Here is a 25369-nt window from a genome sequence, read left to right as displayed (position 1 = left end):
TCAGTGCCCGGCCAGGCTGACATCCACCGGCAGGCCCGGCCGCAGGCTGGCGGCCTGTTCGGCGGCAGGGGTGGCTTCGACGCGGAACACCAGCTTCTCGCGGCTGCCACGGCTGTAGATGACCGGCGGCGTGTACTCCGCCTGCGGTGCGATGAAGTCGATGGTGGCGCGGATCGGCGCCGGGCAGGCATCACAGCGTGCTTCGACGGCCTGGCCGGGCTTCAGCGTGGCGACGGTGGTTTCCGGCACGAAGAAGCGCAGCCGGCGTCGGTTGTCGGGCAGCAGGCTGGCCACCGGTGCGCCGGCTGGCACCCATTCGCCGGGGCGATAGTAGGTTTCGGCGATCTCGCCGACGGCCGGCGCGCTGACCGTCTTGCGCTCGACGACCCAGCGCCGCTGGGCGGCCTGGGCGGTTGCGGCCTGTACATCGGCTTCGGCGCCGCGCAACTCGGCCTGGCGCCCGAGGGCCAGGCGGTAGGTTTCCAGCTGCTGGCGGGCCGTCTCGACTGCGGCGACGCTGCGGTCCCGGTTGGCGCGCGCCTCGTCCACTCGGGCCTGGGCCACGAAGCGCTGGCGGAACAGGGCGTCCTGCTGGGCCAACTGGGTGTCGGCCAGGCGGCGGGCGGCGACGGCGGAGGCCAGCTGGGCTTCGAGGGCGGCGACCTCCGGCGCCCGGTGCGGCGCCTTGAGGTTTTCCAGCTTCTCTTTCGCGGAGCCGCTGCGGGCTTCCGCTTCGGCCAGGGCCTGGCTGTCGGGGTCGGTGGCGATGGCGAACAGCAGCTGCCCGGCCTTCACCCGGCTGCCCCGGGGGCTGTCGAGGGATTTCAGATAGCCGGCCTGCGGGGCGGCCAGGTACAGGTATTCGCCCTCCACGTAACCCTGAAAGCCGGCGTCGTTGGTCTTGCCGCTGCAGCCCGCCAGGAGCAGCAGGGCGCCGAGGGCCGGCAGCAGGAGCGGGGTTCGGGTGAGGCGTTGCATGGCAGGCTTTCCGTGGGAGCGTTGCGGCGGGTGCGCAGGGCGTCTTGTGGCCCGGGGCGAGTGCGAAAAAAAGCCCGTACGGCGCAAACCGTACGGGCTTCTGTCTTTTCAGCGCGACGGCATGACCGTCATGGGCTTACTCCGGACGCATCTGCGGGAACAGGATCACGTCGCGGATCGCTGGGCTGTCGGTCAGCAGCATGATCAGGCGGTCGATGCCGATGCCGCAGCCGCCGGTCGGGGGCAGGCCGTACTCCAGCGCACGGATGTAGTCGGCGTCGTAGTACATGGCTTCCTCGTCGCCGGCGTCCTTGGCCTGGGCCTGGGCCTGGAAGCGGGCGGCCTGGTCTTCGGGGTCGTTGAGCTCGGAGAAGCCGTTGGCGATTTCGCGGCCGACGATGAACAGCTCGAAGCGCTCGGTGATGTCCGGGTTGCTGTCGGAGGCGCGGGCCAGCGGGCTGACTTCGACCGGGTAGTCGATGATGAAGGTCGGTTCCCAGGTCTCGGCTTCGGCGCAGGCTTCGAAGAGCTGCAGCTGCAGGCTGCCGAGGCCGCCCGGCTTGACCTTCTCGCCGAAGTCCTTGATCTTCTGCTTGAGCCATTCGGTGTCGCCCAGCTGGGCGTCGGTGAAGCCGGGGTGGTGCTTGCGGATCGCGTCGACGATGGTCAGGCGGTGGAAGGGCTTGGACAGGTCCAGCTGGCGGCCCTGGTAGGTGAACACCTCGGTGCCCAGTGCCTCGCGGGCGGCGTGGCGCAGCAGGCCTTCGGTGAAGTCCATGAGGCTGCGGTAGTCCGCGTAGGCCTCGTAGAACTCCATCATCGTGAATTCGGGGTTGTGGCGCGGCGACAGGCCTTCGTTGCGGAAGTTGCGGTTGACCTCGAAGACCTTCTCGAAGCCGCCGACCACCAGGCGCTTGAGGTAGAGCTCCGGCGCAATGCGCAGGAACTGCTGCATGTCGAGGGCATTGTGGTGGGTGACGAAGGGCTTGGCTGCGGCGCCGCCGGGGATGGGGTGCATCATCGGCGTCTCGACTTCGAGGAAGCCGTGGCCGGTCATGTAGTTGCGGATCGACTGGATCAGGCGGCTGCGGGCCACGAAGGTGTGGCGCGATTCCTCACTCATGATGAGGTCCACGTAGCGCTGGCGGTACTTGGTTTCGACGTCGGCCAGGCCGTGGAACTTGTCGGGCAGCGGGCGCAGGCTCTTGGTCAGCAGGCGCAGCTCGGACGACTTGATGGACAGCTCGCCGGTCTTGGTGCGGAAGAGCACGCCGACGGTGCCGACGATGTCGCCGATGTCCCAGTGCTTGAAGTCGGCGTACGCCTCTTCGCCGATGCTGTCGCGGGTGACGTAGAGCTGGATGCGCCCGGACAGGTCCTGGATGGTGATGAAGCTGGCCTTGCCCATCACGCGCTTGAGCATGATGCGGCCGGCGACCTTGACCTCGACCGGGAGGGCTTCGAGCTCTTCGGCGGATTTCTCGCCATAGACCTCGTCGAGCTTGCCGGCGGTGTTCTCCCGGGAGAAGTCGTTCGGATACGCCTTGCCGGAGGCACGCCATTCGGCGAGTTTCTGCCGGCGCTCGGCGATCAGGTGGTTTTCATCCTGGGCGGGCGAGGAGGTCTGGTCGGACATGATGGGCTCTTAAATCAACGAAATGGGCGCGGCAAGGATGCACGGAATGCCGCAAAGCCCTGAATTTTGACATATTCCGGCCCGCCCGTCGCGGCCGGGCACGAGATCGGTGCCCGGCTACAGGAAGATCTCGTCGATGTCGGACTGGATCTGGGCCTGGCCGGCCGGGATGGTGAGGCGCAGTTTGCCGCTCATCACCAGTTCGTCGAAGCCATTGACCTGGTTGCGGCCGTGCTCCTTGGAGTAGTACAGGGCCTCATCCGCGCGGCCGAGCAGCTCGGCCGGCGACAGGCGTGGGTCGATGCGCGCGAAGCCCACCGAACAGGCTACGCGCCCGACCCGTGGGAACTCATGCTGGGCGACGGCTTCGCGGAAACGGTCGAAGATGCCCTGCACATTGTCTTCGGTGACATTGCGCAGCATGACCACAAACTCCTCGCCGCCGAAGCGGAACAGCTTGTCGTGGTTGCGGAAGCTCTGCCGCATCAGGTCTGCAATGCGCAGCAGCACTTCGTCGCCGAACAGGTGGCCGTAGTTGTCGTTGATGCTCTTGAAGTGGTCGATGTCGGCCACGGCGAGCCAGCATGGCTGGCTGACGGTGAGGCCGTACTCGCGGCGATCGGCATCGAGGCGTGCTTGTTCGGCCTGTTCGGCGGCTGCGATCAGGCGTTCGAAATCGTCGTCGAAGGTGCGCCGGTTGAGGAGCCGCGTAAGGGTGTCGAGGTTGGCGTATTCCCAGCCGTGGTGCTGGTTGTCGAAGCAACGCAGGAACAGGCCGAGGGCCGTGCAGTCGGCTTCGGTGGGTTCCTTGGGGCTATGGATCTCCAGCACCCAGCGGGCCTGGCCAAGGGAGCCGACCGCGAAGGCCAGGCGCCAGGTATCGCCTTCGCGTACCGCTGCGTGGCCGAAATCGGCATGCAGGCAACTGGACAGCAGCGGGTCTACCGGAAGCCAGGAGCGGCCGTCGCAGACGTCGTCCCAGTAGGTCGCAGTGCTGTCGGCGACGCAGTAGCCGAGCAGCCCGACGGTGAGCTCCGGAGGCGTGAAGCGCACGGCGAAGAGCAGGCCATAGCTGCCGTCGAGAAAGCGCATGGCCGTCTCGGTGGTGTGCCGATAGATCTCGCGCAGGTCCCGGATGCGCGACAGGGTTTCCACGCTGGCAAGCAGCGCAAAGGTGCGGGAGGAATCGGGCAGGGCCGCCGGGGGCTGGCGCATGAATGGGTCGGGTCTGGGTCTTGAGGGCCGATTAACGTCCGTCGCGGTGGATTCTGAAGCCCAAAACAGGCAGCGTAACGAATGATGGCGCATTTTTCGTGCGCCTTTTCCTTTGTAGCATGGTTTTGTCATGAGGAGGCGGCGGATAGTTCCGCCGCCCCGCTCAGACGTTGCGCTGGATCAGGCCGATCGGCGGGGCCCAGTCGTCGCCGGGTTTCTTCTTGCGGGTGACCAGCGTGAGCTGGGCCGGCGCGAAGACGTTGGCGTTGTGGGTGACCGGCGTGGTGATCAGGTACTGGGCGCGGGTGGCGCGCAGGAAGGTGCCGACGCGGTCGATGTTGGCGATGTCCAGGTGCGCGAAGGGCTCGTCGATGAACACGAAGCCGCCGGGGCGGGCTTCGTCCATCAGCAGTGCGATCAGCAGGATCAGCGACTTCATGACCTGCTGGCCGCCGGAGGCTTCGCCGTCGTTGAGGCCGACGGCGCCCTTGCGGTCGAAGTCGAAACGCACTTCGAGGCCGGCGGAGGCCAGCGCCCGGTCTTCGTTCTCGAACACCGGCACCGGGCAGTCCACGTCCACGTTGGCGAGGTCGCCGAGGGCGCGCAGGTTCTTGCCGTACTGGCGGATGGTGATGCGCAGCTTGGCGATGTAGGCGGCGCGGGCGTCGGAGGTGAGGCGGCGGGTCGTCGCGAAGTAGGCTTCCCGTTCGGCGTAGTCGCGTTCGCGCTGCTGCAGGTCGGCCTTCAGGCGGCCGGCCAGGGTCAGCACCGTGTCGTCGGTGATCCAGTCGCCGTCGTTGAGGCGCTGGCGCAGGCGTTCCAGGTCGGTGCGGGCGCCGCGGGCGTCGCCGTACTTGTCCACCAGCAGCGCGGTCTGCTGCGGTTCGCGCCAGTCGGCCGGCATGTTGCGGCGCAGCTGGCGCAGGCGCTGGATGCGGCGGGCCTGCTCGCGGCGGCGCGGGGCTTCGTTCTCGGCGAGTTCCTGGGCCTTGCGGGCGAGGGCAGAGATCTCGCGCTTGCGGCGGTCGAGCTCGATGTCGACGCCGCGCAGGCGCTGGTCGATCTTATCCACGTCGCCCTTGGAGTCGGCACGCGCGGCAATCGCGGCGGTGAGGCGCGCCTTGGCGTTGGGCAGCGCGGCCTCGGCCTGTTCGAAGGCTTCGGCGCGGGCGGCCAGAAGCTGGGCGGCTTCGATGCCGTGCAGGCGGGCGCGCAGCGCGTCGGTTTCTTCCTTGGCGGCATCCAGCTCGGGGCGTAGTTCGCGCAGGCGGGCGTCGATGCTGTGCATGTCGGCGTCGAGCTGCTTGAGGCGGGCGCTGCGGGCCAGCTCACCGAAATGGAATTCGGTCGGCTTGCCCAGGTGGCGGGCGCCGCGACGTTCCCGGTGGTAGCCGTCGCGGGTGATCCACTCGGTTTCCTTGGGCAGGTGGCGGGCAGAGTCGGCGTCCTCGACGCGCTGGATGCGGTTGAGCAGGTCGGCCAGCCAGCGCGGCACGTCGTCGGCGAAGCGGATCACTTCGGCCAGCGAGCCGTCGACGGCCGGCGGCGCGGCTTCCAGTTCCGGCACGATGAAGTGGCGGAAGCGTTCCTGCTCCCCCAGCGCCCAGGCTGCGTGGCGGTCCTGTTCCCGTTCGAGCAGGATCACGTTGCGGTAGGGGCGCAGCACGGCTTCGACGGCGCCCTGCCAGTCTGGGTCGGTGACCTCGATGATTTCGGACAGGGCCCGGTGGGCGATGCTGGCGTCGCCGAGGCGCTTGCGGAAGCGGCTGACTTCGCCGTCGGGCGGCGGACCGCGGTGTTCGCGGGTGGCGCGCAGCTGGGTGGTCTTTTCCTCGAAGGCGGCGATGGCGGCCCGTTCCTGGCGCTGCAGCGTGAGCAGGCGGGCGTCGGCCTTGGCGTAGGCGGCTTCCAGGTCCACCGCGCCGTCGCCGGCCTCGCGGGCCAGGCGCGCGCGCAGGGCCGAGCGCTCGGCGAGCAGCTTCTCGAAGTCGCGGACGTCGTCGTGGGCGGTCAGGTGGGCCTTCTCGGCTTCCAGCTCGCGGCTGCGGGCGGCCTTGCGTTCCGTTTCGGCGGCGGCCTTTTCGGCTTCCACCTCGGCGGTGCGGGCCTTGTGGCCGGCCAGCTCCTCGTCACCTTTCTGGAAGTCGAGACGCCCACGCGCGATGTCGGCGCGGGCCTGCTCGATGTCGCGCATCAGCTCGGCGGCCTCCAGGCGCGGCACGATCTCGCCGGCCAGCGCGGTGGCTTCGTCGTTGAGCTGCTTCCATTCTAGGAAGCGGTCGGCTTCCAGGCGCTTGGCTTCGGCCTGGGCGCGCAGGCGGTCGAGGTCGAGGCCGAGGGCTTCGAGCTCCTTCTCGGCGTTGCTCTGCTCCTCGCGGGCGGCGGCATAGTTGTCGAGCACTTCCTTGTCGCCGAACACGTCAAAGACCAGTTCGAGCAGCGCTTTCGGCGAGTATTCGCACAGCTTGTCGGTGTCGCCCTGCTCCAGCGCCAGCACCTTGGCGATGGCCGGCGTCAGGCCGCCCCAGGCCAGGCGGCTCTGGTAGTCCCGGTAGCCGACCCATTCGACGGCCTTGTTTTCGTTGGCTTCCAGCGTCTCGATGGGGACGTCTCCGTCGGCGATGGCGTAGTCGCGGGTCCAGTCGCCGCCGGCGCGGCGGATGCGGCAGGCCAGCGTCACTTCGTCCTTCAGGCACGGGAAGAAGGGGCGCTTGCCGGTGCTGCCGGGTCGGTTGGCGACCACCGCGCGGATCCACGCAAAGCTGCGGTTGGCGCGGCGCACGTAGCGGCGGAAGTCGCGCTTGCCGGAGCAGCGCAGGCCGAACAGGGTGCGCAGCGCGTCGAGCAGGGTGGTCTTGCCGGAGCCGTTGGGGCCGACGATGGTGATGATCTGGGCGTCCAGCGGCAGGCTGAAGCGACGCCAGTAGTCCCAGTGGACCAGTTCGAGTTGCTTGATGTGGAACATTAGTAGTCGTCCTCCGCTTCAGCCTCTTCGACGTGGGCGGTGTCGTCCTCTGCAAAGGCTTCGAGGCTGGGCAGCGGGTGTCCGGCCTGGGCGAGCACTTCGCCGAGGGTGCCGTGCACGATGCGGTCGGCGAGGGTGCGGTAGTCGAGCAGCACGTCGAGCAGCGGGCCTTCGTGGATCATGCCGGCCTTGCGCTCGATGAAGCCGAGCTGGGCCAGGCGGGACAGCAGCTTGCCCTGCACGTAGGTCTTGTGGCCGAGGGTGTTGGCGAAGTCGGCCAGCAGGGAGGCTTCGACGATGGGGCTGGAGACGGCGTCGCCACGCTCCACCGGCGCGTCTTTGCTGAACATGTCGCCCTGGCCGTCGTCGCCGAGCTTTTGGCGATTCACCTGGCGCTCGCGCTTGGGCAGGATGATCAGCGCCCAGATGACCACCAGCAGCGCCAGCTGGTCGCGGGTCAGGCCGATGTTGCTGGCGGCGTACTCGCGGGTGGCGCCGAACACCGGCTCGTGCATGTCCTCGGTGAGGGCGGTGGCGACGTGCTCGGCGTAGGGGTTGTCGATGAGCTGCAGGCCGACGGCGGCGAGGCGGGCGTCGAGTTCGACGCGGAAGGTCTCGTCCACCAGCGCGCGGCGCACCAGCGGGTCGGTGCGCGGCAGGCTGCGGCTGGCCAGCAGGCGGGCGGTGAGGGTCCGGATCTGTTGTTCCATCAGGCTTGGTCGGAAAGGGATGCGGAGGATTCGGGCGCGGCGTCGAGGACGGGCACCGCTTCGGGGGCCGGCAGGCTGCCGTGGGCGCCGACCAGGCCGGCGGACATGGCGGCGATCTCGTCTTCGCCGACCTTCACGGTGGCGGCGTCGAAGCGCACTTCGAGGGGCAGGCGCATGAACTCGCCGATCGGGCCGTCGGCCGGCGTCGCGCCGCCTTCGCCGCCGCCGTCGGCCAGCAGGGCCAGCAGGGACAGGCGGTAGGAGGCGGCCGGGAAGCCGCCGCCGGTGACCACGCTGGCCAGGCTGGCCGGCGCCTGGCCGGGTTCGGTGAGGCGCGACAGGCGCTGGCTGAAGTGCTGGAGCAGGCGCAGGTCTTCCTGTTCCGGCTGGTTGCGGCTGGGGGCTTCCTCGGTGTTCGGCAGCGCGATGTCGGCTTCCATCTGCCGGGCTTCTTCCGACAGCGCCATTTCGGCCCGGTCGAGGAGTTCGTGGCCGCCGGCCAGCAGGGTGAGTTCGGGCGCCGGGGCGAGGCAGCCGACCGCCAGGCCGGCCAGCTTGCGGGCGTCCAGGCTGCGCAGCCAGGCGGCCACGTCGCTGGACGAGATGCCGGAGCCGCCGAGGGTCACGCGCTGGGCTTCGATCTTGTTCACCGCCCGCTGGAAGGCCGCGTCCACGCGGGCCAGGCGTGACTGGGCGAGGCCGATGCGCTGGGCGATGCGGGCCAGGTCGAAGGGCACGTCGGGATCGGCCAGCAGTTGGTGCAGGACTTCGGTGCCTTTTTCGATCCAGCGGGTGTTGGCGGACAGGCGGCGGCGGGCGTCGGCGATGCGGAACTCGGAGCCGGAGGCGATGGCCTCCTCGAAGTGCCAGGCCAGGTCGTTGAGCTTGCCGAGCAGGTGGCCGAGGGCTTCCGGCGTGACGCTGCCGACGGCCTGCAGGCCGGCCAGCTGGGCGGTGAGGAAGCCCAGCTCCAGGTCGTCTTCGGCACTGAAGCTGACCAGCATGCCGATTGCCGCCACGGCGTTGCGGCCGAGGTCGGACAGCGCATACAGGTTGTCATCGCCGATCTCCAGCAGGCCGTTGCTGCGCAGGCGGCGCAGCACCGTCTCGAGCTTGACGTGGTCGAGGAAGGAGAAGCGCTGGCGCAGCTGCTCCGGTTCCCAGCGCGGGGCGTCGGTCTCCCTGCCGATCTCGCGCAGCACCAAGAGGCGCATCAGCACTTCGGCCTCGCTGCCGTGGAACAGCGTGCTGAAGGCGGATAGCAGCGGGCGGGCTTGGATCAGCGGGGCGAGTTCGGGGACGTCGTCGGCGGCGACGCCGGGGGCCAGCAGTTCTTCCAGGCGGACTTCGTTCATGCGGGGCTTAGCGGAACAGGGCGAGGGCGGCGACGCGGCGTTCGACTTCGTCGGCCATGCGCTTGTAGGCCGGCGCATCGACGCCGCCGAAGCGGCGCTGGAACTCGTCGGCCATCATGGATTCGGGCAGGCCGTCGATCGGTGGCAGCAGGGCGGCGTCGCGCAGGCCGGCGGAGATCGCCGCGGCGAGACGCTCGGGATCGCGTGCGGCGAGTTCGCCGAGGCGTGTACCGGCCCGGTCGGCGGCCAGGTCGACGAAGGAGAAGCCGCTGCCGCCGCGGGAGTCGCTGACTTCCTTGTCGAGCCCGATGGCGTTGGCCAGCGGTTCGCCGGCCCACGCGGCCAGCGCGGCGGAGACGGTGAAATGCTGGGCGAGGTCTTCGCGGCCGCGCAGGGTCAGCGTGATCGGGTGGGCGCGCGGCCACTGGCGGGCTTCGGGAATCAGCAGCGCGATGTCGTGGCCGGACAGCTGGGCGGCGGTGACGAGCAGGATGTCCCGGTAGGCATTGCTGCGTTCGCCGGCGTTGCGCCGCTCGCCGGCTTCCTGCAGCAGCGGGCCAAGTACCGCGGCCAGCGGCGCGCTGGAGCGGCTGCCGAGGCTGTCGATGCGCGCCACCAGGCGCCGCTGGGCGTCGGCCAGGCCGTCGCGCCGGGCCGGTTCGATAGCCAGCGCGCGCGCCGAGTCGAGCAGCTCGGGTTGCCAGGTGTATGCCATGCGGACGCCGGTCGGCGTGACGGCGATCCGGTCGATGCTGCGCGCCAGCAGGGCGAGGTCCGGTGCGAGCTGGGTGCGCTGCAGGTAATGGGTGAGGGCGGCCTGGAAGAGTGCCGGCGGCACCGGCACGCGGCCGACGCGCACCTGCTCGAAGCGCAGGCCGTCGGCGCCGGCACCGAGCTGGGCGTTTACGTTGAGGTAGCTGCCGAGCGGATTGCGCGGCAGCTGGGCGGAGTAGCGCAGCTCGGCGCCGCCCTGGCGCAGGTCCACGCGGGTGTCGGCCTGCAGGCCGCGGCGGGCGGCGAGGGCTACCAGCGCATCCAGGTCCGGCGCGGGGATGTCGATCTCGCGCCGTTCGTCACGGGTGAGCTTGCGCGGGTCGTTCTTGCGCAGGATCGCCTTGGCGCGCATCAGCGCGGCCGGTGTCGGCGCGGCACCGGATGTGACCAGCGGCGTGTCTTCCACCGCCTGGAAGGCCAGGACGACGGCTGCCGCCGCCAGCAGCGCGATGCTGCCGCTCAGCCAGACAAGGATTCGCAGCATGTAGCGGTTCGATCAGGAAAGAGGGGAGGGCGTGGGGCCGGCTGGCGGCCCCACCGCGCGTTACACGCCTTGCTTCAGGCTGGCCTGGATGAAGCCGTCCAGGTCGCCGTCGAGCACGCCCTGGGTGTTGCCGACTTCGTAGTTGGTGCGCAGATCCTTGATGCGGCTCTGGTCGAGCACGTAGGAGCGAATCTGGTGGCCCCAGCCGATGTCGCTCTTGGCGTCCTCAAGCTTCTGCTGCTCGCCCTGGCGCTTGCGTAGCTCGGCTTCGTAGAGGCGAGCACGCAGCATCGACCAGGCTTCGTCCTTGTTGCGGTGCTGGGAACGGTCGTTCTGGCACTGCACGACGATGCCGGTGGGGATGTGGGTCAGACGCACCGCGGAGTCGGTCTTGTTGATGTGCTGGCCGCCGGCGCCGGAGGCGCGGTAGGTGTCGGTGCGCACATCAGCCGGGTTGATCTCGATCTCGATGGAATCGTCCACCTCGGGGAAGACGAACACCGACGTGAAGCTGGTGTGGCGACGCGCGTTGGAGTCGAAGGGGCTCTTGCGGACCAGGCGGTGGATGCCGGTTTCCGTGCGCAGGAAGCCGTAGGCGTACTCGCCGCCGACCTTGATCGTGCAGCTCTTGATGCCGGCCACTTCGCCTTCGGACTCTTCCAGCAGTTCGACCTGGAAGCCTTTGCGTTCGGCGTAGCGCAGGTACATGCGTTCGAGCATGCCAGCCCAGTCCTGGGCCTCGGTGCCACCGGCGCCGGCCTGGATTTCGATGAAGCAGGCGTTGCTGTCCATCGGGTTGCTGAACATGCGGCGGAATTCGAGTTCGCTGACCCGGCCCTCGACGCTGGCCACATCGGCCTCGACGGCCTGCATGGTGTCCTCGTCCTCTTCCATCGAGGCAAGTTCGAACAGGTCCTTGCCGTCGGCAATGCCTTGCTCGATTTCCTGCAGCGTCACCACGACGCCTTCGAGGGTTTTCTTTTCCTTGCCGAGTTCCTGGGCGTGCTTGGCGTCGTTCCAGATGTCCGGATCTTCGAGTTGCTTGCTGACTTCGATCAGCTTCTCAGCCTTGGAATCGTAGTCAAAGATACCTCCGAAGTTCGAGCTCCCGGGCCTTCAGGTCGGCGAGCTTGTTGGAGATGGCGTTGAGACGTTCTGCTTCCATGATCGGGGCCCTGGCTGGTGCGGGAAAACCGGGCATTATACCTTCAGGGCGAAGCAGAGGCAGCCCGGTGTGTGCGAGGGGGCTGCACGTCGTTCAGCGCATGGGCGTGCTGGTGGCGTCCGGCAGCAGGTCGCGGCCGGCCGCCTTTGGGGCGGGGACCGCAGAGAACTTTGCCTTGCATGCCCGGTATTTGTTTCGGCACCGGTTGGAGCACAGGAACTCCACGTTGTAGTCGCCCTGCGGGCAGGCGAGCAGGCAACGCGTGTTGGTCTTGATGCACTCGGTGACGCTGCCGCTCGGCGGCGCCACGCTGCTGCGCCGCGGCTGGTCCTCGTCGTCGGCCTTCTTGACGATCTCCTTGCGTACCAGGCGGAAGGTGCCTCTCGGCTTGTCGTCCTTCAGCGTCGTGTAGATCGTGTAGCGGCCCTCGAAGAGGGCTTCCTGGCAGCTGCCGTACAGCCGCAGGGTAAAGGACGGCGTCAGCGGGATCTTCATGTTGCATTGCCCGTACCGGTTCTCGCCGGACACGATCTGCGCCGTCACGTTGAACGGCGCGCCGGCAATGAGGCTGCCGCCCAGCTGGCCGCTCCGTTCCTTCAGCTGGAGCGTGACCGGGATGAGGGTTCCAAATTCGTTGGGGACCAGCATCCCTTCGTAGGTCTCGTCCAGCTCAGCCCACGCCGGGGCGCAGGCCAGGCCGACCAGGAGCACGAGCAGGGCACGGTACAGGAAGGAAAGGAGCATCGTTGTCGGTCACGTCGCGGGTGGAATGCTGCGCGGGATGCGGCATCCTCCAGCCCGGCCAGGGCGGAGGAGCCCCTTGCGGGGCAGCCATGGCCGGGAATTCTAACCCGCAGCCCGGACGCTACAGGCGTGATATGTCACGCGCGTGTCGCCCGGGTGGGCGCTCAGAACAGCTCGTTTGCGGCGAGGTAGCGCCACTGGCCCGGCGGCAGGTTGCCGAGCATCACGCGGCCGATGCGCACGCGCTTGAGGCCGACGACCTTCAGGCCGACCAGCTCGCACATGCGGCGGATCTGGCGCTTTTTGCCTTCGCGCAGCACGAAGCGCAGCTGGTCTTCGTTGAGCCAGCTGACCTTGGCCGGGCGCAGCGCGTCGCCGTCGAGGGACAGGCCGTGGTTGAGCAGCTTGAGGCCCTCGTCGGTGAGGCTGCCCTCGACGCGCACGTGGTATTCCTTCTCGATGCTTGAGTCGTCGCCGATCAGCGCGCGGGCGATGCGCCCGTCCTGGGTGAACACCAGCAGGCCGATGGAGTCGATGTCGAGCCGCCCGGCTGGCGCGAGGCCGCGGTGGTGGGTGCGCAGGTAGCGGTTTTCGGACGGATCCTCGGCCCAGCGGTTCTCGGCGGTGATCAGCACGCTGGCCGGCTCGTAGCCATCTTCGGCCTGGCCGGACACATAGCCGACCGGCTTGTTGAGGAGGATGGTGACGCGGCTGTCCTGGGCGGTCTGGCCGCGGCGGTCGAGTTCGACCTTCTGGTTCGGCTTGACGCGGGAGCCGAGTTCGCTGACCACGCGGCCGTCCACGCGGACCCAGCCCTTCTCGATGTATTCGTCGGCCTCCCGGCGCGAGCACAGGCCCAGTTCGGTCATCCGCTTGGACAGGCGGATCGAACCGTCGTCGCGCAGCGGGGACGGGGTGGGCGCCGGGCGCGGCTCGCCGGTCCACTGCTTGCGCTCGTGGCGCGGCGGGCGGGCCTCCGCGGCCTTGCCGAACTCGCCGCGGGGGCGGCTGGCCGGTTGCGGTGCGCTGTCGTCATTGCCGCGGCTGTCGTCGCGACGCCGGGGCGGGCGGTCGCCGAAGGGCCGGGCCGGGCGCTCTTCGCTCCAGCGCGGACGTTCGCCACCCGTACGCTCTCCGCCGGTACGTTCGCCGTAGGGGCGGGCCGGCTTGTCGCCGAAGGGACGGGCTGGCCGGTCGCCGGCTGGGCGGGGGGGGCGGTCGTCGCGGGAGCGGTCGCTACGCGGGCGTTCGTCGCCCGTGCGCTCTCCGCCGGTACGTTCGCTGTAGGGGCGGGCCAGCTTGTCGCCGAAGGGGCGGGCAGGCCGGTCGCCGGCCGGGCGGGGCGGACGATCGTCGCGGAAGCGGTCGCCGCCCTGGCGCGGGGCGTCCCCGTCGCGGGGCGGGCGCGGGCCGCGGCGCTCGGGTTCCGTGTTGGCTTGCTCTGGGAAGGAGGCCTTGGTGCGGTTGCGGCCCTGGCTGCCGGCGGCCGGCTTGCGCCAGTCCTTGTTGGGCTTGGGGCTGTCGGGGGCCTGCGGGGCCGCCTCGGCGGTGCCGGCCGCGCGCGGCTTGAGTTTCAGTGTGCCATCGCGGGTGGGCAGCGGGGCGCGGCGGCGGAGCGTGTCGGTCATGATCAGGCCTTTCTGGCGGCGGGATGCAATTGTTGGAGGTCGGCCTCTTCAAGGTAGACCCATTGGCCTTCGGCGAGCCCGGCCAGCGGTCCTTCACCGATCTGGAGGCCGCCGAAACCGCTGCGATGGAGTTGCTCCACATGGTTGCCAGCGGCGGCGATCATGCGTTTGACGACGTGGTACTTGCCCAGGTCGATGCTCATTTCCAGCGTGCGCTCGGCAAGCAGCTGCGCATGCAGGGCCGGCACCGGCTGGGGTTCGTCGATCAGATCGACGCCCTCGAGCAGGCGCTGCACGAGGGCCTCCGTGCCGGCTTCGGCCAGTTCGGCGCGATAGACCTTGGGCACGTGCTTCTTCGGCGACGACAGGTTGTGGATGAAGGCGCCGTCGTCGGAGAACAGCAGCAGGCCGGTGGTGTCCTGGTCCAGGCGCCCGACGCTCTGCACGTTGCGGGCCACCAGTTGCTGCGGCAGCAGGGAGTACACGCTGCGGTGGTGCTTGGGCTCGTGGGAGCACTCGTAGCCGGCCGGCTTGTACAGCGCGACGTAGGTCTTGTCGCGATAGGTCCAGCTGTGGCCTTCGACTTCGAAGACCAGGCCGGCGGTGTCGATCTCGGCGCCGGGATCGTCCACGACCTCGCCGTTGATGCGGACTTCACCGAGCTCCACCCACTGGCGGCACTGGCGGCGGCTGCCGAAGCCCTGGTTCTGCAGAATGCGTTCGAGTTTCACGGAAATTGCGGTAGTGCGGAATAACTTTTCATTTTCGCGTGTGGTGGAGTCGAAGGCAACCTTGATAGTTTGGAGGGGGGATGTGGCTGTCATTTTCAGTGGGCCGGAGATGTCCCATCGGGGCCAGCTGAGTCACGCGTGTCCTGTTGGCCGGAAGGGGGCGTCTGGCCGGCATTCCATTGTCTTCTCGGTGTCACAGTCGTTAAAGATTGCTTCGCCAACCCCGTAATTGCAGTGCACAATCCCCGTAATTCCTTCGAAGACATCCCGTGATTTCGCCTCGATCCGCCAGCTGCCCGTCGTTTGGGCCGGTTCTTGTTCGCCCTTGTTCTGCCGGTACGTCCAGGGAGAACTGATGGGGGCTGTCGTTCATTGTGCGCCGGCGGGGTTCCGCCAGTTCCGTGCCGATTTCCGTTTCACGGACGCCCTGCTGGCCATCTTGCGACCGGTGCAGCGCCATCGTGCGCTGTGTGCGGGGGGGCCGGGGCTCGAGGCGGAGTTGCCGCTCGTGCAGCGCGCGGTGTCGCAGGCCATCGAGCGGGCGCTGCAGACCTGTCCGCCAGGGGCGGACGGCGATGCCGGCGGCGAACGGGATTTTGTCGCCACGCTGGCGGCGGCCTGGCATCAGTTGCTTGCCGGTCGGGACGTGTGCCCGGACGAGATCCTCTTCCTGCGGCATTGTCGTCTGCTCGAACGCGTGCTCGAACGCTCAGGACGTCTGGTGGACGAATGGGCGGGCCTGGACCGGGAGCGGGATCGGCTGGTGAGCGCCTATGCCTGCCAGTTGCCGGCACTGGCCGAGGCGCTGGGGCAGATCCGCGGCCTGTGCTGTGGTATTGCCGCGGAGGGCCGGTGTTCGCCGTTCAAGCGCACCCGCCTGTTCTTCCAGTGTTCGTCGGCGGAGGCCCTGCTAGTCGCCGCCAATCAGCGCTACCGGGATGTGGCGCCGCCGATCGAGGCGTTGGTGGCGCGTAATGCCGCCGAACGTCTGGTGCATGTGGTGCGGGCCGAATTCCTGCGTGAACGGGTCGATTACCCGGTGGATGATTTCTACAGACTGGCGACGGAGGCGATCGATACGGTGTTCGTGTGGATCGGTCGGGTCGGCGACGAATTGATGGGTAGGGCATGAACGGACGGGTGACATTCGGGGCAGGCAAGGCCGCGGCGCGGGTGGCGCTGGTTCCGGCGGCGGGGGCGGTGGACGCCTCCCTGGCGGAACGGGTGCTGGCCGCCCTCGAGGGCATGGTGATCCAGGGGCAACTGGTCGGTGGCGCCGGTGAGCGCAGCCTGACCTTCGTCAGCGAAGGTGCCGAGGCCTTGTGCGGCTGGTCGGCCGAGGCGCTGATGCGGGACGGCGCGCTGTTCGAGCGCCTCGTCGTTGCCGAAGACAAGGCCTCGCTGATGGCCCATGTGCTCGAGGCGGCCCAGGCTGAGGGGCGCTACCGGGTCGATTACCGGATTGCTCATCGCAACGGCAGCGTGCGTTGGGTCAGCGAGCAGGGCGCCGGGCGCTGTGGCGATGGCGGGGTGCTGTACACCGAGGCGCAGATCAAGGACATCACCGACGAGGTGGCGGCCCAGCAGCAGCTGGCAGATGCCGAGCTGCGTTACCGCAGCATCTTCGATTCGGGCAGCGAAGGCCTGTTCCAGACTTCCAAGGACGGCGTGTACCTGGCGGCCAATCCGGCGCTGGCGGCGATCTACGGTTACGATTCGCCGGCCCAGCTGATCGCCGAGCTGCGCAGCGTGGGTCGGCAGCTGTACGTGGACCCGGAGCGGCGCGCCGCCTTCATCACGCAGATGCAGGCCGATGGCGAGGTGCGGGAGTTCGTCTCCGCGGTACGCCGGCGCGACGGCAGCATCGTGTGGATTTCCGAGAGCGCCCACAGCGTGCGCGACGTGGATGGTAACTTCCTGTACTACGAGGGCTCGGTGCGCGACATCACCGCCCAGCGGGAAGCCGAAAACCGCCTGCGCTACCAGGCTACCCGCGACCAGTTGACCGGGCTGTTGAACCGCCTGAGCTTCGCCGAGCGCTTCGAGGAGGCCGCGCGGCGGGCCGACCGGCGTGGCGATAACCTGCTGGTGGCCTTCATCGATCTGGACAACTTCAAGGTCATCAACGACTCGCTGGGCCATCTGTTCGGCGACAAGCTGCTGCTGACGGTGGCCTACCGCCTGTCCCAGTGCCTGCGATCGACCGACGTGCTGGCCCGCTACGGTGGCGACGAATTCGTGCTGATGCTCGAGGACGACGCCCAGGGCGGCAACGTGGAGGCCGTGCTGACACGGGTGCAGGAGGCGATCTCCCGGCCGGTGATGCTCGGCGAGAAGGAGGTCACCGTGACCTCCAGCATCGGCGTGGCCCATTACCCCGAGGATGCCCGCAACCTGCCGCAGCTGCTGCAGCAGGCCGACGCGGCGATGTACACCGCCAAGGCCGCCGGGCGGGCGCGGGTGCACCGCTTCACGCCGGAGATCGGCGCCAATGCCACCGAGCGCCTGGCGCTGGAGATGGCGCTGCGCAGCGCGATAGAGCGCAGCGAACTGTCCCTGGTCTATCAGCCGCGCCTCGGGCGCGACGGTGAGCTGCGCGCGATGGAGGCCTTGCTGCGCTGGAACAGTGCGGAGTTTGGCCCGGTGTCGCCGGCACGCTTCATCCGCATTGCGGAGGAAACCGGCCTGATCGTGCCGATCACCGATTTCGTGATCCGCAGCGTCGCCGCCCATCTGGATGGCTGGCAGCGCGCCGGCCTGGCCTGCCCGCGGGTGGCCATCAATTGCTCGGTGCAGCTATTCCGTGACAGCGGCTTTGCAGCGCGCCTGTTCAGCGTGCTCGAACGCCATGCCCTGCCGCCCCAGTGCATCGAACTGGAGATCACCGAGACCCAGTTGATGGCGGACCCCCAGCGCATGATCAATACCCTCGCAGAACTGAAGGCGCGGGGGCTGACGGTGGCGGTGGATGACTTCGGCACCGGCTATTCGAGCCTGGCCTACCTGAAGAGCCTCCCGATCGACGTGATCAAGATCGACAAATCCTTCGTCGATGGCCTGCAGCCGGAGTCGGAAGACCTGCAGTTCTCCCGCGCGATCATCAGCCTGGGCCACAGCTTGGGCCTGACCGTCGTCGCCGAGGGGGTCGAAACCGGCCTGCAGCACCAGTTGCTGCGCGATCTGGGCTGCGACGAGTTCCAGGGCTACCGTTTCGACCGGCCGCTGCCGGTGGCGTCGGTACTCGGCAAGCTGCAGCGCATGGATGGCGGCCCCCTGTGGCCGTGGGCCGGCGAGGCTGCACGCAGCGCCTGAGCCGGCCTGCCCGTGGCGGGCAGGGCGCGCTCAGCGTCCGCGCAGGAACAGCTTGTCGAGCTCGGCCATGCTCAGGGCCGTCCAGGTCGGGCGGCCGTGGTTGCACTGGTCGGCGCGCTCGGTGGCTTCCATCTCGCGCAGCAGCGCGTTCATTTCCGGGATCGTCAGGTTGCGGTTGGCTCTCACCGCGCCGTGGCAGGCCATGGTCGCCAGCAGTTCGTTGCGGCGGGCGGTGACGACCTCGCTGGCCGGATAGTCGCGCAGCTCCGCCAGCAGCGCGCGGACCAGCTCGCTGACCGGCGCGCGGGCGAGCAGCGCCGGCACGCTGCGTACGGCCAGCTCCTGCGGCCCGGCCGGGCCGATCTCGAAGCCCATGCGGGCCAGCAGGTCGGCGTGCTCTTCGGCGCTCGCCATGTCCTTCGGGCCGACGCCGAACACTGCCGGAATCAGCAGGCGCTGCATGCCGGGTGTGCCGTCGAGCAGGGTCTTCAGGCGTTCGTAGAGGATGCGCTCGTGGGCGGCGTGCATGTCCACCAGGATCAGACCGCTTTCGTTCTGGGCCAGGATGTACACGCCATGCAACTGGGCCAGCGCGTAGCCGAGGGGCGGCGCCAGGTCGCCGGCCGGCAGCGGCGTACTGTCCCGCTCGATGGTCGCGGTCGGCTGGAAGGTGGTGGACGACGGGTGGGCTTCGTCCACGCGGGGTCCTGTCGGGGTGTCCGGGCGGGCCGCGGCGGCGAAATCGTAATAAGCCCGTGACGCCGGCTCCATCGCCAGGCGGCTCTGGTAGGGCTGGGCCTGGATGCCGGGGGAGGGATAACGGACGCTGCTCTGGACCGGTGCATCCTGCTGCTGCGGGGCGCCGTCCACCGTGGCGGCCGCGCCGCCGGCGCCGGAGGCCGCCAGCGTCCGCGTCAGCGCGTGATAGACGAACTGGTGCACGGCCCGGGAGTCACGGAAGCGCACCTCGATCTTGGCCGGATGCACATTCACGTCGACGCCGTAGGGGTCCAGTTCCAGGAACAGCACATAGGCCGGATGGCGGCTGCCGTGCAGGATGTCGGCGTAGGCTTCACGGATCGCGTGGGTGACCAGCTTGTCGCGTACGAAGCGGCCATTGACGTAGAAGAACTGGGCATCCCGGTTGCTGCGCGAATAGGCCGGCAGCGAGGCGTAGCCGCTGAGGCGCAGCAGGCCCGACTCGGCTTCGACGAGGCGGGCGGCGGCGAGGAAGTCGTCACCGAGCAGGGACCGTACGCGGGCCTCCTTGGTGCCGGACGGCAGCCGGTGGCTGACGCGGCCGTTGTGGGACAGCTGCAGCGCCACGTCCGGGCGGGCCAGCGCGACGCGCCGGAAGACGTCGTCGCAATGGGCGAACTCGGTGCCTTCGCTCTTCAGGAACTTGCGCCGCGCCGGGGTATTGAAATACAGGTCGGCCACATCCACCACGCTGCCGTGGTTGAGAGCGGCGGGGGCCAGCTCGCGGGGATCGGCGTCGATGCGCCAGGCGTGGGGGGCGCCGTCGGCGCGGCTGGTGATGCTCATCCGCGACACCGCGGCAATGGCCGCCAGCGCCTCACCGCGGAAGCCCATCGTGCCCACGTGTTCCAGGTCGTCCAGGCTGCCGATCTTGCTGGTGGCGTGGCGCTCCAGCGCCAGGGGCAACTCGTCCTTGGGGATGCCGCAGCCGTCGTCGGCCACGCGGATACGCCGCACGCCACCTTGTTCCAGCTGCACCTCGACCACCGTGGAGCCCGCGTCCATGGCGTTTTCCAGCACCTCCTTGAGCACCGAGGCCGGCCGCTCGACGACTTCGCCGGCGGCGATCTGGTTGATCAGATGATCGGGGAGAAGCTGGATGGCCATGCTGCGCGTCGTGCTCGGGGAGGCGGGCACGCATTGTAATGTGCGGCGGCCACAAGTCCGACCCCCGTGTGAGGCTGATGCAAGGGGCGGGGCATCGACGGGGTGGGGCTGGCCTGCCCGGATGGAGGAAGCCGGGCGGTTGGCCGCGCCCCCAGCGGGATGCTTGGTGGGGGCGGGCGGCGGAGGATCAGAAGGACAGGGTGTCCAGGCGCTTGATGGCCTGGCCGTTCTTGCTGAGGGTGCCCGGCGTGACGGCGCCCTGCTTGATCGCCGCTTCGACCATGGCCGGCGTGGCGGTCGGGTAGCGGGACAGGTACAGCGCTGCGGCGCCGGCCGCGTGGGGGCTGGACATCGAGGTGCCGGAGGCGGTGGCCATGCCGTTGTTGAGATAGGTGGACAGGATGCTGACGCCCGGCGCCCAGATGTCCACGCAGGTTCCGTAGTTGCTGAACGAGGCCTCGGTATCGTTGTTGGCGGTGGCGGCCACGGTGATCGCGCCGGCCAGCGAACCGCCTACGCGGGCGGGGGACTGGGTGCAGGCGTCCACCGCGCTGTTGCCGGCGGCAATCGCGTACATCACGCCGGAATTGACCGACTTGGTGATGGCGCTGTCGAGCATGGTGCTGGTGCCGCCGCCGAGGCTCATGTTGGCTACGGCCGGCTTTACCGCGTTGGCGGTGACCCAGTCGACGCCCTTGATGACCGTGGAGGTGTAGCCCGCGCCGGTGCAGTCGAGCACCTTGACGCCGGTCAGGGGCACGCCCGGGGCCATGCCGACCACGTAGGCGCTGTCGTCCCTGGCGCCGATGGTGCCGGCAACGTGGGTTCCGTGGCCGTTGCAGTCGTAGTTCTTGCCGTCGCCGGCGAGGTTGGTGTGGGCCACCAGGTTGAGGTCGGTGTGGCTGGCGATGCCGGTGTCGATCACATACACATTGACGCCGCCGACCGTGCCGCTGCCGTTGCCGGCCAGGGTGGAGGACAGGTTGTCGCGGGTCTTCGTGACGCCCCACGGGATGCTCTGGGCGCTGGCATAGACCGGTTGGTCTTCCTCGATGGCCAGCACAGTCGGGTCGGCCTTCAGCTGGGTGAGCTGGGCTTCGGTCAGGTCGGCGGCGAAGCCCTTCATCACCTTGCTGAAGGCGTGGCGTGCCTTCACCTTGTAGCGGCTTTCCACATCCTGCGTGCGCTCGAGGACGCGCTTGTCCACATAGCCCCAGTTCTGCGGGTCGGCATCGACGCGCCCGTCACGCACGGCGTTGCGGACCGGCGCCTGCACGGCGGATTCCTGGAACTGCACGATATAGGCCTTGGTGTCCGCCGCGGCGACCACCGGTGCGGTGGCGAGGGCAAGGGGCAGCAGGCAGGGCAGGGTGTGGCGACGCATTTGGGGTTCCTCCTGTTTGCGCGTTTTCCGGCAAATCAAATCTGGTGGCGCAGCAGTGTATGACAGAAGACGGCGCTTCATTTGCTGTTTTTCCATCACGCGGCTTGGCACTGAAACCTTCTTGCGTTTCGTCAACAAAATGCAAGAAATCAATAGGCGAATAGAAAATCGCTATTCAACTCGATGTGCGATGGTCGTAATAAATGAGGGGAAACAGAAAAGCGGCGAAATTCGTCGTCCGAATAAAAAACTGTGGGAGGAATAAATGAAAGTTGCGAACTCCATGCGTGTATCCACCCGTATCCAGGCGCTGGTTGGCCTGGCTTTACTCGGATTGGTGGCGCTATGCGCGATTGCCCTTTATGAGCTCAAATCGAGCATGCTCGAGGAACGGCAGGACAAACTGAAGAGCCAGGTCGACAGTGCGCTGAGCGTGGTCAAGTATTTCCATGCCCAGGCGCGGGACGGGAAGATATCCGACGAGCAGGCCCGCCAGAGTGCCAAGGACGTCCTGCGCGGCTTGCGCTATAGCGGCAACGAATACATCTTTTTGTATTTGAGCGACGGCACGACTTTCATGCACCCGATCAGGCCGGAACTGGAAGGGCAACGCATGTGGGACGTTCAGGATACGCGTGGCAAATACACGATCCGCGAATTCGTGGCTGCTGCACAGAAGGGAGGGGGCTTTATCGACTACACCTGGGCACGGGCCCAGGGGCAGGCGGCGGAACCGCGCCTGGCCTATGCGGCGCTCTTCGAGCCGTGGGGCCTGACGGTCGGCACCGGCGTTTACATGGACGATGTCGACAAGGCCTATGCCGCGACTGCCCGGGTCTTTGGTGGCATTGCGGTGGTCCTGCTTCTGGCCTTGAGCGCCCTCGGCTGGCAGCTGGGCGCGAGTATCCTGCGTCAGCTCGGCGGCGAGCCCGCGGAAGTGGCTGGCGTGATGCAGAGGGTGGCAGCGGGGGATCTCAGCGTGGAAGTGCGCGAGGCGCCGTCGGGTAGTCTGCTGCACGCGACCGGAACGATGGTCCTGGCCTTGCGGAGCCTTGTTGCGGAGATCAACCGGGAGGCCGACAGTCTGGTTGATAGCGCTGGGCGCATCGCGGTGGCTTCCGACCAGATTGCCGGCGCCGCCGACCAGCAGTCGGATGCCACGTCGGCAATGGCGGCCGCCATCGAGGAGCTGACCGTCAGCTCCAGCCATATTTCCGATAGCGCCACCGACAGCTCGCGTTACTCGACGGAGGCCGTCGAACTCGCCGGGGTAGGTTCGACACGGGTCGGCCTGGCGGCGTCGGCGATCCGCAAGATTTCGGATACCGTCACCGATGCCTCCGGGCGTATCCGGGCGCTGGAGGAGCGGGCCTGCCAGGTGTCGTCGATTGCTAACGTGATCAAGGAGATTGCTGCCCAGACCAATCTGCTGGCGCTCAATGCCGCCATCGAGGCGGCACGGGCTGGCGAGCAGGGGCGCGGCTTTGCGGTGGTGGCCGACGAGGTGCGCAAGCTGGCCGAACGGACTTCCGCGGCGACCACCGAGATCGAGCAGATGATCGTCGGCATCCAGGGCGACACCGGCGGTGCCGTCGGCGCGATGAACGCGGCGCTACCGGAAGTACAGGAAGGGGTCGAGTTGGCAGCGTCCGCCGCCGAGTTGCTGAAGTCCATCGAGGAGGGCGCGCGGGCCACGCTGCAGCGGGTCGGTGACGTGGCCGATGCCACGCGCGAGCAAAGCGCGGCGAGCACGGCCATTGCCCAGCGGGTCGAGCAGATCGCCGGCATGGTGGAGGACACCACCAGCACCATCCGCGACACTACGGCAATTGCCCATCAGCTTGAGGGGATCGCCACCAACCTGAAGCAGCAGATCGGTCGCTTCCGCGTGTCCTGAACCAGGTGCCGGGCCCGGACTGTCCGCACCCGCGGCGGGCAGTCCGTATAATTCCGGCCTCTCAATCGACGCGGAGCCCGTCATGAAACTCGGTACCCCTCTTTCTCCCTCTGCCTTGCGCGTGATGTTGCTGGGCTCCGGCGAGCTCGGCAAGGAGGTGCTGATCGCCCTGCAGCGCCTCGGGGTGGAGACGATCGCCGTCGACCGTTACCCGAACGCCCCCGGCCACCAGGTCGCGCACCGCGCCCATGTGATCCCGATGACCGATGGCGCCGCGCTGCGGGCGCTGGTCGAAAAGGAAAAGCCGCACCTGATCGTGCCGGAGATCGAGGCGATCGCCACCGACACGCTGGTCGAGATCGAAGCCGAAGGGCTGGCCGAGGTGATTCCCACCGCCCGCGCCGCGCGCCTGACGATGAACCGCGAAGGCATCCGCCGCCTCGCCGCCGAGGAGCTGGGGCTGGCCACGTCGCCCTATCGTTTTGCCGATTCCCTGGCCGAGCTGCAGGCTGCCATCGACGGCACTGACGGCCAGCCGGCGATCGGCTACCCGTGCATCGTCAAGCCGGTGATGTCGTCCTCCGGCAAGGGCCAGTCGCTGCTGAAGGGGCCGGCCGACGTACAGAAGGCCTGGGACTATGCCGCCGCCGGTGGCCGCGTGAACCAGGGACGGGTCATCGTCGAGGGCTTCATCGACTTCGATTACGAGATCACCCAGCTCACCGTGCGCGCCTGCGATGCCTCCGGTACGGTGCAGACCTATTTCTGCAACCCCATCGGCCACGTGCAGGTGTCCGGCGACTATGTCGAATCCTGGCAGCCGCAGGCGATGAGCCCGGTGGCCCTCGAGCGCTCGCGGCAGATCGCCGGCGCCGTCACTGCCAACCTGGGCGGGCGCGGCCTGTTTGGTGTCGAGCTGTTCGTGAAGGGCGACATGGTGTGGTTCTCGGAGGTCAGTCCGCGGCCCCACGATACCGGCCTGGTGACCCTGTGCTCCCAGCGCTTTTCCGAGTTCGAGTTGCACGCCCGGGCGATCCTCGGCCTGCCGGTAGATGTCAGCCTGCGCGAGCCGGGCGCGTCCGCGGTGATCTATGGTGGGATGGAGGCCGACGGCATTGTCTTCGAAGGCGTGGCCGAGGCGCTGGCCGTGCCGCGCACCGACCTGCGCCTGTTCGGCAAGCCGGAGGCCTTTGCGCGGCGCCGCATGGGCGTTGCGGTGGCCAACGGTGCCGATGTGGAAGAGGCGCGGGCGCGGGCCAAACTGGCTGCCGGCAAGGTCAGGCCGGTGCGAAGCGCAGGCTGATCAGCCGTCCGGGGGCGGCGCGGCCGGATGGCGCGTCGTGGTCGCCCGCGGCATCCACGTCCTTGACCATGGTTTCGATCTGGCCGATGGCGATGCCGCGTTCGGCAAAGAAGACCTGCAGAGCCCGCAGGCGCTGGCCGAACAGCACGGGGTTGTATTGGGTGGCCGGCGTGTTGCCGAAGCCGGTCATGATCAGGCGGACCTCCGGCCGTGCCTGCACAAGCAGCGCGATCTCGCTGAGCAGCGAGGTGTAGGCGGGGCTTAGCTGGGCCTGGCGGTTCTCGAAGGCCTGCGTGGTGTCCACGGTCAGGTTGATCGAGCGGGCGTCGTCCTGCCAGGCAGTCTTCAAACCGACGGCACGGGCCAGGCGGGCGATTTCCCCGGCCAGGCTGCGCCAGCCGGTGGGCTGCACGGCGATGGCGGTCGATGCGATGGCGCTGCCCGGAGCGGGGGCGCCGGCCAGGCCATTGTTGGTCAGCAGGAGTCCGCCGCTGGCCAGCAGGCCACAGGCAAGGGGGAAGAGGGCGGCGCGAAGGCTGCTCAGCGAGCCGGCGGCGCGGTCAGGCAGGCCGGGGGCGGTTGCGGGCATGGGTGTTTCCTGAAAAATCTGGGTGGGCGTGAAGCGTCCGGGTCTGGCGGTGGCGGCCGGGAACGCGGGACTGTCTTGAGTAAACTGAATTGGTATCAATATAATTTCCGTAAATGAATTTAGCAAACTCCGATTCCAAGGCGCTCGCCACCAGCCCCACAGAGGAATCTTTGGCCTTTGTGGTCCTCAAACAGTTCCGTCTCATCTATGGTTCAGTGAAGCAGCATTTCCGTGAAGTCGAGCAAACCTGCGGCGTATCGGGCTCCCAGCTGTGGCTGCTGCACGAGATCGCCCGTACCCCGGGCATCGGCGTTTCGGAACTGGCGGGCCGTTTGTCGATCCATCAGTCCACCTGCAGCCAGTTGGTGGACAAGCTGGAGACCCGCGGCCTGGTGACCAAGCGCCGCAAGCCGGAAGACCAGCGCCGGGTCGGCCTGCAGGTCAGCGACAGCGCGGCGGACGTGCTGAAGGCGGCGCCCGGCCCGGTCGAGGGCATCTTGCCGGAGGCTCTGCAAGGCCTGTCCGAAGATGAATTGCTGCGGCTCCAGGCCGGGCTGGCCAGTGTCATCAGCCAGTTGAAGACGCGTGACGAGCGGAGCGTCGACAAGCCGCTGTCCGATCTGTAAGACGTTG

19 protein-coding genes are annotated in these 25369 nt (G+C 68.2%); 5 read left to right on the top strand and 14 right to left on the bottom strand.

The window, feature by feature from the left end; all coding sequences use genetic code 11:
• From AC3QL2_RS02955 to AC3QL2_RS02905, 11 genes are all read right to left on the bottom strand, one after another.
• Positions 1 to 978: an HlyD family secretion protein gene (locus AC3QL2_RS02955; RefSeq protein ID WP_493233868.1), complete on the bottom strand. Its 978-nt coding sequence runs from the start codon at positions 976 to 978 to the stop codon at positions 1 to 3.
• A 136-nt stretch (positions 979 to 1114) separates the two neighbouring features.
• Positions 1115 to 2614 (bottom strand): lysine--tRNA ligase, encoded by a 1500-nt coding sequence (lysS, locus tag AC3QL2_RS02950; RefSeq protein ID WP_493233866.1) that lies wholly within the window; start codon positions 2612 to 2614, stop codon positions 1115 to 1117.
• Positions 2615 to 2731: 117 nt separating this feature from the next.
• Positions 2732 to 3829, bottom strand: a complete 1098-nt coding sequence (locus AC3QL2_RS02945; protein WP_493233864.1) for a GGDEF domain-containing protein — start codon at positions 3827 to 3829, stop codon at positions 2732 to 2734.
• A gap of 163 nt (positions 3830 to 3992) precedes the next feature.
• Positions 3993 to 6794 carry an AAA family ATPase gene (locus AC3QL2_RS02940; protein ID WP_493233862.1) on the bottom strand — a complete coding sequence of 934 codons (2802 nt, stop codon included), beginning with the start codon at positions 6792 to 6794 and terminating at the stop codon, positions 3993 to 3995.
• Positions 6794 to 7504, bottom strand: a complete 711-nt coding sequence (locus AC3QL2_RS02935; protein ID WP_493233861.1) for a hypothetical protein — start codon at positions 7502 to 7504, stop codon at positions 6794 to 6796. The genes AC3QL2_RS02940 and AC3QL2_RS02935 overlap by 1 nt, the downstream gene beginning before the upstream one ends.
• Complete coding sequence (locus AC3QL2_RS02930; RefSeq protein ID WP_493233859.1) at positions 7504 to 8859, bottom strand: hypothetical protein; 1356 nt, start codon at positions 8857 to 8859, stop codon at positions 7504 to 7506. The genes AC3QL2_RS02935 and AC3QL2_RS02930 overlap by 1 nt, the downstream gene beginning before the upstream one ends.
• A gap of 7 nt (positions 8860 to 8866) precedes the next feature.
• Positions 8867 to 10117, bottom strand: a complete 1251-nt coding sequence (locus AC3QL2_RS02925) for a hypothetical protein (protein ID WP_493233858.1) — start codon at positions 10115 to 10117, stop codon at positions 8867 to 8869.
• A gap of 60 nt (positions 10118 to 10177) precedes the next feature.
• Positions 10178 to 11282 (bottom strand): peptide chain release factor 2 gene (gene prfB, locus AC3QL2_RS02920; RefSeq protein WP_493233856.1). Its coding sequence is split into 2 segments (ribosomal slippage): positions 10178 to 11200 and positions 11202 to 11282, totalling 1104 coding nucleotides; the frame shifts between segments, so codons are not numbered across the junction.
• A 93-nt stretch (positions 11283 to 11375) separates the two neighbouring features.
• Positions 11376 to 12026 carry a hypothetical protein gene (locus tag AC3QL2_RS02915; RefSeq protein ID WP_493233855.1) on the bottom strand — a complete coding sequence of 217 codons (651 nt, stop codon included), beginning with the start codon at positions 12024 to 12026 and terminating at the stop codon, positions 11376 to 11378.
• A gap of 164 nt (positions 12027 to 12190) precedes the next feature.
• On the bottom strand, positions 12191 to 13654 hold the full coding sequence (locus AC3QL2_RS02910; RefSeq protein ID WP_493233853.1) for a pseudouridine synthase: 1464 nt from the start codon (positions 13652 to 13654) through the stop codon (positions 12191 to 12193).
• Positions 13655 to 13656: 2 nt separating this feature from the next.
• On the bottom strand, positions 13657 to 14385 hold the full coding sequence (locus AC3QL2_RS02905) for a pseudouridine synthase (RefSeq protein ID WP_493233851.1): 729 nt from the start codon (positions 14383 to 14385) through the stop codon (positions 13657 to 13659).
• 355 nt (positions 14386 to 14740) lie between these two features.
• On the opposite strand from AC3QL2_RS02905, the gene AC3QL2_RS02900 reads away from it, so the two are divergent.
• Positions 14741 to 15517 carry a hypothetical protein gene (locus AC3QL2_RS02900; protein ID WP_493233850.1) on the top strand — a complete coding sequence of 259 codons (777 nt, stop codon included), beginning with the start codon at positions 14741 to 14743 and terminating at the stop codon, positions 15515 to 15517.
• An 8-nt stretch (positions 15518 to 15525) separates the two neighbouring features.
• Positions 15526 to 17697 (top strand): putative bifunctional diguanylate cyclase/phosphodiesterase, encoded by a 2172-nt coding sequence (locus tag AC3QL2_RS02895; RefSeq protein WP_493233848.1) that lies wholly within the window; start codon positions 15526 to 15528, stop codon positions 17695 to 17697.
• 30 nt (positions 17698 to 17727) lie between these two features.
• Here the strand turns inward: AC3QL2_RS02895 and mutL are convergent, their stop codons facing one another.
• Both mutL and AC3QL2_RS02885 read right to left on the bottom strand, forming a co-directional pair.
• Complete coding sequence (mutL, locus tag AC3QL2_RS02890; RefSeq protein WP_493233847.1) at positions 17728 to 19563, bottom strand: DNA mismatch repair endonuclease MutL; 1836 nt, start codon at positions 19561 to 19563, stop codon at positions 17728 to 17730.
• A gap of 187 nt (positions 19564 to 19750) precedes the next feature.
• Positions 19751 to 20947, bottom strand: a complete 1197-nt coding sequence (locus AC3QL2_RS02885) for a S8 family peptidase (protein ID WP_493233845.1) — start codon at positions 20945 to 20947, stop codon at positions 19751 to 19753.
• A gap of 265 nt (positions 20948 to 21212) precedes the next feature.
• On the opposite strand from AC3QL2_RS02885, the gene AC3QL2_RS02880 reads away from it, so the two are divergent.
• The gene (locus AC3QL2_RS02880; protein ID WP_493233844.1) at positions 21213 to 22844 is read left to right on the top strand and encodes a methyl-accepting chemotaxis protein; all 1632 of its coding nucleotides are present in this window, start codon (positions 21213 to 21215) and stop codon (positions 22842 to 22844) included.
• Positions 22845 to 22926: 82 nt separating this feature from the next.
• Positions 22927 to 24147, top strand: coding sequence for a formate-dependent phosphoribosylglycinamide formyltransferase (purT, locus tag AC3QL2_RS02875; RefSeq protein WP_493233842.1), 1221 nt, complete (start codon positions 22927 to 22929; stop codon positions 24145 to 24147).
• Here purT and AC3QL2_RS02870 read toward each other — a convergent pair.
• Complete coding sequence (locus tag AC3QL2_RS02870; protein ID WP_493233840.1) at positions 24122 to 24736, bottom strand: hypothetical protein; 615 nt, start codon at positions 24734 to 24736, stop codon at positions 24122 to 24124. The two genes, purT and AC3QL2_RS02870, sit on opposite strands and share 26 nt — an antisense overlap.
• A gap of 179 nt (positions 24737 to 24915) precedes the next feature.
• On the opposite strand from AC3QL2_RS02870, the gene AC3QL2_RS02865 reads away from it, so the two are divergent.
• Positions 24916 to 25362, top strand: coding sequence for a MarR family winged helix-turn-helix transcriptional regulator (locus AC3QL2_RS02865; protein ID WP_493233839.1), 447 nt, complete (start codon positions 24916 to 24918; stop codon positions 25360 to 25362).
• Positions 25363 to 25369: the final 7 nt, after the last annotated feature.

Source organism: Zoogloea sp. GW822-FHT05C07 (assembly GCF_058800215.1).
Note: the sequence above shows the minus strand (reverse complement) of the source record. Positions and strands in the feature narration are given on the sequence as shown.

Excerpts from the sequence above, each read along its gene's own strand:
- AC3QL2_RS02955 (WP_493233868.1), bottom strand. The coding sequence starts at position 978 with ATGCAACGCCTCACCCGAACCCCGCTCCTGCTGCCGGCCCTCGGCGCC.
- lysS (WP_493233866.1), bottom strand. The coding sequence starts at position 2,614 with ATGTCCGACCAGACCTCCTCGCCCGCCCAGGATGAAAACCACCTGATC.
- AC3QL2_RS02945 (WP_493233864.1), bottom strand. The coding sequence starts at position 3,829 with ATGCGCCAGCCCCCGGCGGCCCTGCCCGATTCCTCCCGCACCTTTGCG.
- AC3QL2_RS02940 (WP_493233862.1), bottom strand. The coding sequence starts at position 6,794 with ATGTTCCACATCAAGCAACTCGAACTGGTCCACTGGGACTACTGGCGT.
- AC3QL2_RS02935 (WP_493233861.1), bottom strand. The coding sequence starts at position 7,504 with ATGGAACAACAGATCCGGACCCTCACCGCCCGCCTGCTGGCCAGCCGC.
- AC3QL2_RS02930 (WP_493233859.1), bottom strand. The coding sequence starts at position 8,859 with ATGAACGAAGTCCGCCTGGAAGAACTGCTGGCCCCCGGCGTCGCCGCC.
- AC3QL2_RS02925 (WP_493233858.1), bottom strand. The coding sequence starts at position 10,117 with ATGCTGCGAATCCTTGTCTGGCTGAGCGGCAGCATCGCGCTGCTGGCG.
- AC3QL2_RS02915 (WP_493233855.1), bottom strand. The coding sequence starts at position 12,026 with ATGCTCCTTTCCTTCCTGTACCGTGCCCTGCTCGTGCTCCTGGTCGGC.
- AC3QL2_RS02910 (WP_493233853.1), bottom strand. The coding sequence starts at position 13,654 with ATGACCGACACGCTCCGCCGCCGCGCCCCGCTGCCCACCCGCGATGGC.
- AC3QL2_RS02900 (WP_493233850.1), top strand. The coding sequence starts at position 14,741 with ATGGGGGCTGTCGTTCATTGTGCGCCGGCGGGGTTCCGCCAGTTCCGT.
- mutL (WP_493233847.1), bottom strand. The coding sequence starts at position 19,563 with ATGGCCATCCAGCTTCTCCCCGATCATCTGATCAACCAGATCGCCGCC.
- AC3QL2_RS02885 (WP_493233845.1), bottom strand. The coding sequence starts at position 20,947 with ATGCGTCGCCACACCCTGCCCTGCCTGCTGCCCCTTGCCCTCGCCACC.
- AC3QL2_RS02880 (WP_493233844.1), top strand. The coding sequence starts at position 21,213 with ATGAAAGTTGCGAACTCCATGCGTGTATCCACCCGTATCCAGGCGCTG.
- purT (WP_493233842.1), top strand. The coding sequence starts at position 22,927 with ATGAAACTCGGTACCCCTCTTTCTCCCTCTGCCTTGCGCGTGATGTTG.
- AC3QL2_RS02870 (WP_493233840.1), bottom strand. The coding sequence starts at position 24,736 with ATGCCCGCAACCGCCCCCGGCCTGCCTGACCGCGCCGCCGGCTCGCTG.